Raw genomic sequence first — 13,961 nt, forward strand, 5'->3', positions numbered from 1 at the left:
CCACCAGTTGCAGGCGACTTCGCAGTGACTGCGGATGGTCCAGTGGTTGCGATCACGAATGTATTAGTGGTGGGCAGTAGTGTGGTGTTAACCTGGGGTGCGCCAGTGACAGCAGGTCAAGCGGTGACAGTGGGCTATACCGATCCAACAGCAGCTAATGATCCGAATGCGATTCAAGACATTGCGGGCAATGATGCAGCAACACTACCACCACCTTCAGTAAGCAATGGTTCGATTGTTCTTCCGCCACTTAATGCTGTAAATGATGAATTTGCATTAAATCTAGGTCAGGAAGTCCGAGTAAACCGTACTGAAGTTGCAGGTTCAGATATCGCAGTTGTTGATATCTTGGGGAATAATGCTACTGGTTTAAATTTCTCAATTCCACAAACACCAGGAAGTGCAGGTAAGGGAGCGACAGGTAATATTTCTGTCACAGTGTCACAACAAGACCTGATTTCGGTCGGTGAGGCTGTTCAGATTGTTATTTATCAGCAAACTAGCAATGGACCAGTGGAAGTTGCACGTGGTACGAGTCAAGGTGGTATTGTCACTGTGGGTGGTATTGGAATCATTGGTGTCGTGAATAGTAACGACTCAATTAAGCTTGATTTCACTAATTTACCTGAGGGTAATTATACGGTTGCAGTTCAGGCTGATGATAGTGCTCTAACAACTTTACTCAAAGACGTTGCTATTACTGACCTTGGTGGCGAAGGAGAAATTCTGGGTGCTTCAAATGCGGCAGCTATCGAGGCAGCAATTAATGCAGTACTTGGTCCATTAGGTGCTCCAGTTCTCGCTTTAGTCAATACAATTTTAATTCCTGTAAATACACTCGGTTTACCGCTTTCAAGTGTCGTTAACCAACTATTAAATGTATTGCCAATTAGCGTAGTTGATTACATTGTTGACGCGGCTGTTGCTCCTCTATTGTCAAACTTATTAACGATTTACGAAAAAACAAATATTAGCGTAACTGGAACTGAAGAGGTTTTTGCGAACTATGCAGTGACAGGTAATGTTTTTGCTGATAATGGAAATGGTCAAGATGTAATTGGTGGTGGTTCAATCACTGAAATAGATGGTGCACCTGTTGCACAAGGTAGTGTTACAATTCAAGGAGAGTATGGAAGTCTTGAAATTAACACACTAACAGGAGCCTTTACTTATACTGTGACAGCAGGAGAATCGGCTGTTGGAAAAACTGAAATATTTGATTATAAGCTGTCTAATGGAGCAACATCTGATACGGCTCAAATCATTATAAATATTGCAGGAACACCAGCAGATCCAGGTGAATTAACACCACCAGATTATGTTGATCAAGTTGTTGCAAATGATGATCTTGCTACTGTTAAAAATTATCAAGAAACTGCGGGTGATGATGTAGGAGTAGAAGGACGAGCTTCTCAATTATTAGGCGTAAATTTACTCGGACTAAATATTTCTTTAGGCAACACAGTTCCGTTTAATTTTGAAGTTGAAGAGAACAGCACTTCCAGTATTAATGTCAATGTAAGTGGCAGTGTAGTAAGCGCTGCAATTGGAGGGATTGTTGGTACTTTATTAGGAACAGCAGATAAATATTTCAATGCTGTACTTGAGCGCCAATATTTGGATGAGAATGGTGTAGCACAAAAAGAGTATTTCATTGTAGAGGATGCAGTGAAATTAACTCCTCCAGGCTTGTTGGGTATTGTATTTAATTATTCTGGTCAGATTAATGTAGATAACTTACCTCCAGGTGTTTATACCATTGCTTTGCAAGAAAAACCATCAGATGCAGGTTTATTGCAACAGCTATTAAATCTTTTGGATTCAACCTTATCAGCACAATTGTTCGGTGGTGTTGAGTTGACTATGCAAGCACAAACCAACAAGTATTTGGGTTCAGGCAGCATAGAAGGAAATGTTATTTCAAGCGCTGACGGTGCGGATGAAGTAAATACGACAACATTTGTCACTAAAGTGGCCAATGAGGTTGGTGATCCTGCAGTTACATTATCTGGTGCAAACACGGTCGTGGTTGGTGCTTACGGAACACTTTATATTTCACCAAACGGACATTATAAATATGTAAGTAATGGTGATCCTGCGGATATTGGTAAGGTAGATACATTCACCTATACGATTAGAGACTTCAATGGTAGTGAAGCAACAGCGAATTTGAATATTCGTATCGATGGTGATAACTCTGGTGTAGTTTGGGATAATACAAATCCGCAAAATGATGTCACACTTCCTGCTCCAGTAGTGCTTGATAATTCAGATCATGCGGTAATTGGTACTGTCACAAATACAGTTCAAACAGTTAATGCAGCCAATCAAGGTTCATTTGCAGTTGCAGGTACATTAGGTGGTGGAGGCGGTACTTATGTCCCAACAACATTTAACGTCGCAAATACAGACTCTTCACATGTAGTAGTAAAAGTTAATATTCCAGCACTTTCAGTTTCGATATTGCCAACGGTTGTTCTCACTGTAAAAGATCAGAATGGTACGGTTGTTGGCACTGTAACAGGGAAGCCTATTCTCAACGCACTTGGAAGTTCTATTACTGTAGATATTCCTAATTTAGGTCCAGGAACATATACAATCGAAGCATCTGCTTCAGCTAATATTGGTCTAGGTTTTACGGCATCAGTGAGCTTAGCGCAAGACATTACTCACTATAATGAAATTGGTCCAGTAACTGCTGCTCCTATCACTGGTAATATGTTAACTGACGATACCTATAATCATGCTTATGCTAAATTTAGCATAGATACGGGGAATGGTCAGTTTACCGAAGTTGGGTACAACGGTATTACCATACAAGGTGAATATGGCAGTCTATTCGTGAAAAGTGATGGAAGCTATGTTTATACACCGAAGGCTGGTGAAATTGGTCGTCAAGAGGTATTTGATTATAAGCTGACAGTTTTCGGTCAAGATCATATTGCTTCACTTACTGTGACGATTGATGCAGTTACGACTGGTGATGCTCTACGTAATACGCTCATTAGTGGTGAGCTGAATGATAGTTTCACTGGTAATGGTGGCTCCGATGTACTTGTTTATCATGTACTTGAAAGTGCAAGTGCAAGTGGTGGAAATGGTACGGATCATTGGACAGATTTCCATGCTGGAAATGTGAATACTGATACGAATGCAGATGTCATTGATATCTCTGATTTGCTCATTGGTTTTAACAGTGCAAATATCACCACTGATTTAACAGCATCTGCAAATTATTTGAAAAACTATCTTGGTGTAAGAGTTGATGGCAATAATGTCACACTCACCCTAGATCGTGATGGTGCAGGAACTACCTACACTGGAAAAACTGATTTGCTTCAATTGGATAATTTGGCGCAATCAGGTGCTGCATTTAACGGCAAGACAGAGGATGATATCTTGAAACTCCTGCTTCAAAATCATCAACTTGTTCTCTAATCATCCAGTTGTGCTTAAACCCTAAGTTCGCTTAGGGTTTTTTATTGCCCAATGTTTTTAAAATCCACGTTATAATTAGAACATATTGAGTTTGAATGTTTTATTTTCATTATGGTTTTTACACTTGCATCCGAAACGTTTTTTGAAGAAGAGATCAAAAAAAGTCGATTTCAAGCCATTGCAGCGCCAGTTGAAAATGAACAACAGGTTAAAATGTTTTTAGAAAAGCATTTAGATCCTACAACCACTCATCAGTGCTGGGCATGGAAAATAGGACATAATGTACGTTTTAATGATGATGGTGAACCTTCAGGTACAGCAGGTCGCCCGATTCTTGCAACCATTGAAGGAAATGATTTAACCAATTCAATTGTATTGGTCAATCGATGGTACGGTGGTATCAAGTTAGGTACAGGTGGCTTGGTTCGTGCTTATGGTGGCTGTGCAGGGCAATGTTTGCTCTCGGCAGAAAAAATAGAACTGATTGAAAAGAAAAAAATATATTTTCAATGTCAATTCAATGAGTGGGCAATATTTCAATATGAATTAAACACACAACATATTGAATACAATGAACAATATACTGCTGAGGGTGTCGAGGTCGAAGCATTGTTGCAAATACATCAACTCGATCCAGTACGTTTAAAAATTCAAGATGTTACACGTGGACGTGAACAACTTAAATTAATGGATGAAAGCAATGACTGAACAAGATCCATTATTAAAATATCGAGAACAGCATAAACACCGTTTAAATTATATGCCTTGGCTATATTATTCACTTAAGCCGAAAAATCGAATTTGGGCTGAACAGTGGCAACAAGAATATCAAACATATTTAATGGAAATGGAAACTGTCGAAATCGGAGAAAATTGCTTTATATCTCCGCTTGCACATATCTTTGCTGAGCCAGGACGAAAAATTAGTATTGGAGACAATACCTTTATTGCAGCTGATTGTACCTTACATGGTCCTTTAGAAATTGGCAGTGAGGTTGCGATTAATCATCACTGTATTTTAGATGGAGGTCGTGCAGGGATTAAATTACATGACCAAGTACGAATCGCAGCCTATTGTCATCTCTACGCATTTGATCACGGTATGGCGTTGGACCAACCAATTTATCAACAAGCAGTAAGTTCTAAGGGCATTGAAATTGGTCAAGATGTTTGGTTGGGTGCACATGTCGGCATCAAGGATGGAATTAAAATTGCCTCACATGCTGTAGTGGGTATGAATAGTATGGTAACTAAAAATATTGCTGAACGAGAAATCGTCGCAGGCAATCCAGCGCAATTGATTCGTTACCGTGAATAACCGCACAATTTGTACAAATACATAATTAAATTATGGAATTAATTACATAAAGCTGTCCAATTTTATAGAAACTTATGCTAATTTAAAATCAAATAGACCCAAGGCGATATCGCCAAAGTGAGGTTAAAAATGAATAGAGTAGTTGCTTGTATTGACTCTTCTCCTTGTATTAATGCATTGGCAGAAGCAGCAGCTTGGATTGCTCAGAAAACTGGTCGACAACTGGTTTTATTGCAAGTATTAGACTATTACCCTGCAAGTTATCATTTAGGGGAAATTAGTGGGGTAATCGGTTTTGAAAGTAATGCAATGTTACTCAAAGAGCTTGCAGAACTTGAGCAAAAACAAAGTGAATTAGCACTCGATTATAGTAATAATCTTCTTGAACATATTTCTGAAATGATTCAGGAAAAGTATGGTATTACCCCTGGGCGAATTCAGGCGAAAGGTGATTTTCTTGAGCAAAGCTTTAATGAGTTGACTGAGGATGATATTGCAGTCATTGGTCGAGTTGGCGAGCGTTCAGCTGAAAAAAATAAAACACTGGGAAGTAATGTAGAGAATTTCATTCGTGGTGCTAAAAGTACAGTATTGACAGTAGGTCAAACTTTCAAACCACCAACACGTTTTATTTTTGCTTATGAACTTTCTGAAGCATGCCAAAAAATGCTGAAACGTGTAGAAAAAAGTGACTTATTAAAACTTTTACAATGCCATTTACTTTATGTGGGAGATCATCCTGAAATCCTCAATGAACCCGCACAACGGTTAAAAGATGCAGGCTTAGACGTTGTTGTTGAATATCGTTACGGGGATGTTGCTGAAAATATTTTGGATTATCAAAATCAACATCAAATCCAATTAATTGTATTAGGCGCATTTAGCCACAGTAAAATACATCAGTTTTTCTTGGGCAGCGTGACAACGACAATTTTTAGGAATTCGGCTGTTCCGTTGTTGGTGACTAAATAATGAGACTGAAAAATGTGATCATCAAATTAGCTTTTTTTGAATATTGATTACATTTTTCTCTATCCAAGTTCCTGTGATTATCAACATAGAAAAAAGCCATAAATCAGAGAATTTATGGCTTTTTTCTATTAAAAAATTTTGAATAAATCTTGCATTTCTAAAAGCAAGTGCTTTTGAAACTGTAATGAATTTAACTGGTTGAAAATTAATCTATCATTAAAATATATTATTTTTCATTGAGTTATTTGGTAATACATAAGTTATCCACAATTCTACAAACAAGTTCAGGGGATAACTTTAAGAAAAAAAATCATGATCTAAATTTTAGTAGAAAAGTAGGCAATAAAAAACCGCCATTTTTGAATTGGCGGTCTTTTGTCATTACATCTGTATTTCAGCAGGGTATTTGAATATTTATTTGACGATCGCAATTGCAAATCCATCATGCCCTTTACTGCCTACTGTTTGTAAAGCTGTGCATGATAAAATTTGGGGGTGATTCTGCATCGCTTTATACATATCCCGAATGCCTTCAATGCTTGGTTTAATGTTATTTGGATCAAGAATATCACCTGCGCGGATCACATTATCCAAAACAATCACTGTACCTGAATGTGATCGCTTTAAGCTTAATTCTAAATATTCAGGATAACTTTGTTTATCTGCATCGACAAAAATAAAGTCAAAAGGCGCAGTATCTTCAGGCAAAGCTTTTAAAATATCAGCAGCACGCCCACACTTTAATTCAACAGTTTGTTTAAGTTTTGCGAGGTCAATATTTTCTTGACCTAAAGCTGCATGCGTATCACGTCCTTCAATTGTTAAAATATAACCATCTTCAGGTAGAGCACGTGCTAACCACATGGTGCTATATGCTGCAAAAGTCCCTAACTCTAAAACACGTTTACATTTGTTCATTTGAATCAGCATTTGCAACAGCATGCCTTGATTTGCAGCAACAGCGAGATGGTCTGGAAAGCCTTTATCCGCAGTATTTTTTAATGTTTGTGTGAGGATCGGATCTTCAGGAATTAAATGTGATTCGATATAAGCATCGATGTCTGACCACATTTGTTGCATGTTCTACCACCTCATTGGATCTGTGTTAGATGCATTTTAATCGTTTAAAAGAAGAGTGCAATTTTAATAAAAGCTTTTGGATTAAATTTAAGCATTCTCAATAGCGCTTCTATTCAGTTCTAAATATGAAAGAAGGTGAAATCTACTTATATAAAGTTAAAAGAAGTCAGAAAGACCTCTTTCTTAAAGTTAATATTTAATTGAGCTAGGCAGCGAGTATTTGACTAAATCCAGCTTTTCTAAGCAGCTTTCTATACATGCTTGAGCTGCGATCAGCAGGAAAGTGTGCTTCCATGGACAGGTCTAAAGGTAAATATTCTGGTTTCTGCGTTTCAACAATCAAGCGGTCTTCTTCAAAAATCTTAAGGTTGTATTCATAGGCTTCTTCAATGGGTAAATCTTTATCGTAGTTACGACAAATTGGGGCAAATAATCGTGTGCTTCGTGCCGTCATTGGTGAGGCAGCATTCATGATGACTTGTTTGTAATCATTGGGAAAATGTATTGTGAGCGTTGCTGTAAATGGTAAATGAACCTCAAAATGACGTAACCATTGGAACCCTTCTTGTCCGAATTGATCTAAGCCAATTGGATAACGTCCAACATGACTAAGATAATCTGCACTGAAGCCATAATGGGTTTCTTGAGTTGTATAGTCAGCTACCTCAGGATGTTCTGGATCTCCAAATGTATCAGCATGAACCCAAGCAAAATGAGCGACGTCAATAAATCCTTCCAATTGTCTACCCGCAAAACACTTTAAATCAACCCAAGGACAAACCAATTGTTGATATTCGGTTTGATCCCAATAAGGCATATCGGGAATATTTGGGCTATCTTGTTCATCTGCCAATAAACAGCACCAGATTAATCCATATCGTTCAATGGTTGGATAAGTTCTCAAGTGAAAACGATCAGATATTTTATGGTTTGGGTGGGCAGGAATTCGATTGCATTTACCTTTCTCACCAAAGCGTAAACCATGATAACGACAAACAACCCCTTGACCATCATGTGTACCAAGACTTAACGGTACGCCTCGATGTGGGCAGGCATCCTTTGCAACAATAATCTCATGATTAAATTTGTAGATGACCAAAGGCATATCCAATAACATGGTAGCTTGAGGTTGTTCTGATATATCACGTGCTAAAGCAATTGGATACCAATACTGTGCCAATAACAACCAATCCTGTTGCGAAAAAGTCATATGGACAGGAAATTCGGAATGAAACAAGTATTCTGTGCGACTATTCATATACAAATCTTCTGTTTAGAATTGATTTGAATATAAAAGAATCCAGTGTTCTTAGAAATTTCAATTATCGCGATCAATATTTGCAAAAATTAGAACAGTACTGTAGATCAAGTTAAAAACAATCAGTTGTTCAAAAATATGCTAGTTGTAATAGGTTTTTAACATTTGGGTAAAATTGAAGAAAAAAGAACTTAATACAATGAGAGCAATAGAAAAGCTACTACAAAAGAAAATTAATTTTTGATAAGTATGCGCACAACTATTCATTAAAGGTAAATAATAGACATGGTACATTGAGCGTAATGTTTGCATGGTTAAGATAAACAAGCTGATAAAACTAAAGCTACTCACTATGTTTTGAACGATAAAATATTGACTAATTTGTGACAATAATATGTAGATAATCAAACAGCTCATATAGATAATGAAGGTGATCATACTTGCCGAAGCGACCATTTTCAGAAAAGTCTCATGCCATTCTTTTCGGTTTAATGAAGTCATTTTAGTTGCTCTTTTTTTTATTAATTTTAAACCTTATAACATTAAAAATTAAGCTCACTGCGACATGAAATGTCGCGGTATCAATAAGGGTATAATAGAAGTTTTGTGACATTCACATGAAATATTACAATTTGAAGGGTATTATTCTAAATTTATAAAAATAAAATACAGTTTATTACATATTGAATTTTAAAGATTTTTAATAAAATCAAATGCAAATCATCAATTATCATAAAAGCGTCATAAAGCTGTAACTTATTTGTCATATTTTAAAATCAAAATGCAGTTATCCGAAAAGTACAACACAAAAAGAAGTGGCGTACTTCAAATTGCAGTTTATTTAAGAGAGAAAAGAATGCGCATTAACCATATCGCACTTGCATTAGCAGTTTCAGGGGCAGCAGTGGCAGCAAACGCTCGTGATACCATCCAAATCGCTGGTTCTTCTACTGTACTTCCTTATGCAAGTATTGTTGCTGAAGAATTTGGTAATACTTTCCCTCAATTTAAAGCACCTGTAGTGGGTTCAGGCGGCAGTTCTGCTGGTCTTAAACAGTTCTGTTCTGGTGTTGGCGATAATACAATCGATATCGCGAATGCTTCTCGTAAAATCAAAGATACTGAAATTGCAGCTTGTAAAAAAGCAGGTGTAAATAAAATCCAAGAAATTAAAATTGGTTATGATGGTATCGTTTTTGCATCAAATGCAAGCAAAGCAGCTTATAAGTTACGTCCACAACACGTATTTGCAGCTTTAGCAGCTGAATTACCATCAAATGGTAAATTGGTACCAAACCCGTATACACGTTGGAACCAAATTGATAAATCTCTTCCAAACGAACCCATTACTTTAGTGGTTCCAGCATCTAACCACGGTACTCGTGAAGTATTCCAAGAGAAAATGGTTGAAGCAGGTTGTGAAAGCTACGATTACTTCAAAAAGTTAGATAAAGATGCTCAGAAAAAAGCATGTTCTGCTTTCCGTAAAGACGGTAAAGTGATCGAAATCGCGGGTGACTATACTGAAACTTTAGCACGTTTAAAAACATCTCCAAGTGCGGTAGGTGTATTTGGTTTAGGTTTCTATGACCAAAACAAAGATAAATTACGTGTTGCGACAGTAAACAATGTAGTCCCTTCAGAACAAACTGTTCTTAATGGTACTTACCCAGTATCGCGTCCTTTATATTTCTATGTTAAAGGTGAACACTTACAATCTATCAAAGGCTTAAAAGAATATACTGAATACTTCTTAAACAAAAAAGTATCTGGTAAAGGTTCTAAATTAGACAAAGCTGGCTTGATCTCATTGTCTGACTCTGAGCGTGCAAAAGTACTTGCTGGTTTCAAAGCTGGTAAATAATAAAACCGTAATCATGGAGCTGATGGTGGGAGACTACCATCGGCTTTCATTGCTAAGCAGAGTTTTTTCAAATAATTAAGATTGAAAAAACGGTGGAGAATACATGAATCTGCTACTCATTGGCGTGTTATTAGCTTTAATTGCTATCGCATATCAAATTGGGCTACGAAAAAGCCGAAGCCTAGCAGGTAAGGGAAATAACACTGCAGTTTTACATTCACGTCCAGGCTATTATGGTTCTTTGGTGGCGTTGTGGTGTGGAATCCCAGCTTTTTTAATTTTAATTGTTTGGAATTTGGTAGAACCGAGTGTTTTGCAACATTTAATTCTAAAGAATGTTCCAGCAAATGTTGCTGCATCTCTTGATACGGCTGGAGTAGATGTACTTGTAGATCGCATCAAGGCAATTGCTTCTGGTTTTGGCGTAACAGATACGCCTGCAGCCTATGAAGTTGCCGCTGCAGAACAATTAGCAAAGTTTGAAAGAATCAGTTCTTTTGCCAAATTTGCTGTTGTGGTCTGTGCAGCAATCTTGGGATTAGTGTGGGCAAGAAAAAGAATTAGCCAACAATTCCGTGCACGTAATGAAGTTGAAAAAACCATTAACGTAGTTTTGATTTTATGTTCTGGCGTTGCAATTCTTACTACAGTAGGCATCGTGATGTCGATGTTCAGCGAAGCGATGCACTTTTTCCATTTTGTCAGTCCAATTGACTTCTTCTTTGGTACAGAGTGGAATCCAGGTTTTAGCACTTCAGGAAATGCTGAAGGTAGTTATGGTTTACTGCCATTACTATGGGGAACACTCATGGTCAGTGGTATTGCTTTATTGGTTGCTGTTCCATTGGGCTTAATGATTGCAATTTATCTCGCTGAGTATGCATCACCTAGATTCCGTTCATGGGCTAAACCAACGATTGAGGTTTTGGCAGGTATCCCAACCATCGTTTATGGTGTATTTGCCATGATGGTGATTGGTCCAATCTTTAAATCAATTGGTGATTCAATTGGTATTGAAGTGAATGCAACCAGCGCACTTACTGCTGGTTTTGCAATGGGAATCATGATTATCCCATTTGTATCTTCACTTTCAGATGACATTATCACTCAAGTCCCTAGATCATTACGTGATGGTTCTTTGGGTTTGGGAGCGACCAAGTCTGAAACAATACGCCAAGTGGTACTTCCTGCGGCTTTGCCGGGGATTACTGGCGCATTCTTGCTTGCTGTATCACGTGCTATTGGTGAAACCATGATTGTTGTACTTGCGGCCGGAAACAGTCCTTTACTACATATCAATCCACTTGAAGCTGTTTCTACGGTAACCGTAACGATTGTAAAACAGTTAACTGGCGATACTGACTTTGCAAGCCCACAGGCATTGGTTGCCTTTGCATTGGGTCTGACGCTATTCACTATTACATTGTGTCTAAACATTGTCGCACTTTACATTGTGCGTAAATACCGTGAGCAATACGAATGAGTACATCAAATACATCTCCAGTGGATCAAAATGTATTTGATCCTCAAGTTGCCGCAGAACTACGTGAAAAGCGTAAAGCTAAAATCGCAAGTTCATTATCAAAACGTCATCGTAAAGAAAAGACATTCCGTTTTGTTGGCTTTTCTGCCGTGATTATGGGACTGGCATTTGTCGCGATTTTGTTTGGAAGTATCTTATACAAGGGGCTTCCTGCATTTTGGCAAGCAAGTATGACCGTACCTGTCTATTTTGATCCAACTGTGATTGATGCTGGTCCAAAACCAACACAAAAAGTCGGCGAGTCTCCAGCTGTGTTTCAAGAGCGCTATGTAGACTGGCAAACTAAAATGGGTATGGTGGATTGGGATGCGTTGATTGTAAACGGCATTATTTCTAAAGATCCATCACTTGAAAGTCGTCGTGACGACCTTTCTAGCCTTTATACCAGCTCTGAAGCATATCGTATTCGTGATATGGTGTTTAAAGATCCATCTTTAGTGGGTAAAAAAGTTGAATTAAATTTCCTTGCAGACGCAAACATTGATGTTTGGTTAGCAGGGCATATCGATCGTTCATTACCAGATGATCAGCAACAGTTAAGCCCTGAAGTACGTAAGCTTTCAGATGATTTGGCTGCGAAAGGCATTATCAGTCGTACGTTCAACACGCAAATGTTTACCAACCCAGATTCACGTAGTTCGCCTGCAACGGCTGGTCTAGCAGGTGCATTTATGGGGTCATTATTCATGATGTTGATTGTGATTGTGATTTCTATTCCATTGGGTGTTGCAAGTGCGATTTACCTAGAGGAATTTGCACCAAAGAACTTTATTACAGACATTATTGAAGTCAACATCAATAACCTTGCAGCAGTTCCATCGATTGTATTTGGTCTGCTGGGTGCAGCGATCTTTATTGGTTGGATGCATCTGCCTATATCAGCACCGCTGGTTGGTGGTTTGGTGCTCAGTTTAATGACTTTACCAACGGTCATTATTACTACACGTGCTTCACTTAAAGCAGTACCCCCATCAATTCGCCAAGCGGCACTCGGTATAGGCGCTTCGCGTTTGCAAACCGTATTTCATCATGTACTTCCTTTGGCATTACCGGGAATTATGACAGGTGCGATTATTGGTATTGCTCATGCACTGGGTGAAACAGCACCGTTGCTGTTAATTGGTATGAGTGCATTCGTTGCGAATATTCCAGTATCTCCACTCGATCAATCTACAGCTTTACCTGTTCAAGTTTACTTATGGCAAGGTAATGAATTGCGTAACTTCTTTGAAGGTCGTACAGCTGCTGCAATCATTGTGTTATTGGCACTAATGGTGGGTTTAAACAGCTTTGCAATTTGGTTACGTAAGAAATTTGAAGTTCGTTGGTAAAAGAGGGCAGAATAGATGAATACTGTAGAAACTAAAAATTCCTTAAAACAGGATACAACCGTGAATTCTGAACAATCTCAATTTACATCCACTGAGCATCAACAAAAGCAAGCAAATACATCTTTTGTCTCTCAGTTTGAATCTTCAACACCGAAGAAAGAAAAAAATACGACAGTCAAACTTAGTGCTGAAGATGTACATGTTTACTATGGTGAATCAGAAGCGATTAAAGGTATTGATCTTCAAGTTTATGAAAATGAAGTGATTGCATTTATTGGTCCATCAGGTTGTGGTAAATCAACATTTTTACGTACTTTGAATCGTATGAATGATACGATTGATAGCTGTCGTGTGACGGGTAAAGTACGTTTAGATAACCAAGATATCTATGACCCAAATCTTGATGTGGTGCTGTTACGTGCTCAAGTCGGTATGGTTTTCCAAAAGCCAAATCCATTTCCGAAATCAATTTTTGATAATGTTGCTTATGGTCCAAAACTACACGGTTTGGCAAAAGATAAGTACGATTTAGAGGAAATTGTTGAAAACAGTTTGCGTAAAGCAGGTCTGTGGGATGAGGTTAAAGATCGACTAAGCCAACCGGGTACGGGTCTTTCTGGTGGTCAACAACAACGTTTGTGTATCGCACGTACCATAGCTGTAAGTCCTGAAGTGATTTTAATGGACGAGCCGTGCTCAGCTTTGGACCCAATTGCAACTGCAAAAGTTGAAGAGCTGATTTCTGAACTCTCTACTCAATACACCATTGCAATCGTGACCCACTCAATGCAACAGGCAGCGCGTGTTTCTGATCGAACTGCATACTTCCACTTGGGTGATTTGATTGAAGTGAATTCCACAGAGAAAGTATTTACACAACCAGATCATCAATTGACTGAAGCTTATATTACAGGTCGTTTTGGTTAAGTTCAGCGAAGTATTAAAATGAAAGAGCCGAAAGGCTCTTTTTTATATTTAAAAAATATTGTTTTGATCCGCAGATGAATAATCAATACCTATTAAATAATGCTGTGAAATAGATCAATCCTGACTGTTTGAGTAAGGAAATAAATCAATCTAATTGGCATGAATGATCATCATTGAATGAAAAAGGAATATTTTTATTTAGTACACCGACTGATTTCAAAATCAGATGA

The 13,961-nt window shown here is 38.1% G+C and carries 10 protein-coding genes; 8 read left to right on the plus strand and 2 right to left on the minus strand.

The window, feature by feature from the left end:
• From AAV97_RS15930 to AAV97_RS15945, 4 genes are all read left to right on the plus strand, one after another.
• On the plus strand, positions 1–3,438 hold a 3,438-nt coding region (locus AAV97_RS15930; RefSeq protein ID WP_052945872.1), incomplete at its 5' end, for a BapA/Bap/LapF family large adhesin.
• 111 nt (positions 3,439–3,549) lie between these two features.
• Positions 3,550–4,146: an IMPACT family protein gene (locus AAV97_RS15935; RefSeq protein WP_046761075.1), complete on the plus strand. Its 597-nt coding sequence runs from the start codon at positions 3,550–3,552 to the stop codon at positions 4,144–4,146.
• Positions 4,139–4,756, plus strand: coding sequence for an acyltransferase (locus AAV97_RS15940; RefSeq protein ID WP_004824551.1), 618 nt, complete (start codon positions 4,139–4,141; stop codon positions 4,754–4,756). The genes AAV97_RS15935 and AAV97_RS15940 overlap by 8 nt, the downstream gene beginning before the upstream one ends.
• A 129-nt stretch (positions 4,757–4,885) precedes the next feature.
• Positions 4,886–5,728, plus strand: coding sequence for a universal stress protein (locus AAV97_RS15945; RefSeq protein WP_004824550.1), 843 nt, complete (start codon positions 4,886–4,888; stop codon positions 5,726–5,728).
• Between the two features lie 414 nt (positions 5,729–6,142).
• Here AAV97_RS15945 and AAV97_RS15950 read toward each other — a convergent pair whose 3' ends face one another.
• The gene (locus AAV97_RS15950) at positions 6,143–6,808 is read right to left on the minus strand and encodes an O-methyltransferase (protein WP_004824548.1); all 666 of its coding nucleotides are present in this window, start codon (positions 6,806–6,808) and stop codon (positions 6,143–6,145) included.
• Positions 6,809–7,013: 205 nt separating this feature from the next.
• The gene (locus tag AAV97_RS15955) at positions 7,014–8,066 is read right to left on the minus strand and encodes a Rieske 2Fe-2S domain-containing protein (RefSeq protein WP_046761076.1); all 1,053 of its coding nucleotides are present in this window, start codon (positions 8,064–8,066) and stop codon (positions 7,014–7,016) included.
• Between the two features lie 856 nt (positions 8,067–8,922).
• On the opposite strand from AAV97_RS15955, the gene AAV97_RS15965 reads away from it, so the two are divergent.
• From AAV97_RS15965 to pstB, 4 genes are all read left to right on the plus strand, one after another.
• Positions 8,923–9,930 carry a substrate-binding domain-containing protein gene (locus AAV97_RS15965; RefSeq protein WP_004824544.1) on the plus strand — a complete coding sequence of 336 codons (1,008 nt, stop codon included), beginning with the start codon at positions 8,923–8,925 and terminating at the stop codon, positions 9,928–9,930.
• Positions 9,931–10,033: 103 nt separating this feature from the next.
• Positions 10,034–11,413, plus strand: coding sequence for a phosphate ABC transporter permease subunit PstC (gene pstC, locus AAV97_RS15970; RefSeq protein WP_004824542.1), 1,380 nt, complete (start codon positions 10,034–10,036; stop codon positions 11,411–11,413).
• Positions 11,410–12,804, plus strand: a complete 1,395-nt coding sequence (pstA, locus tag AAV97_RS15975) for a phosphate ABC transporter permease PstA (protein ID WP_005032298.1) — start codon at positions 11,410–11,412, stop codon at positions 12,802–12,804. Before pstC ends, pstA begins: the two co-directional genes overlap by 4 nt.
• Before the next feature lie 15 nt (positions 12,805–12,819).
• Positions 12,820–13,731, plus strand: coding sequence for a phosphate ABC transporter ATP-binding protein PstB (gene pstB, locus AAV97_RS15980; protein WP_004824538.1), 912 nt, complete (start codon positions 12,820–12,822; stop codon positions 13,729–13,731).
• Positions 13,732–13,961 lie beyond the last annotated feature (230 nt).

Origin of the sequence: Acinetobacter sp. Ag2 (assembly GCF_001005515.1) — a bacterium.
In the GTDB taxonomy this organism is placed as follows: domain Bacteria; phylum Pseudomonadota; class Gammaproteobacteria; order Pseudomonadales; family Moraxellaceae; genus Acinetobacter; species Acinetobacter bereziniae.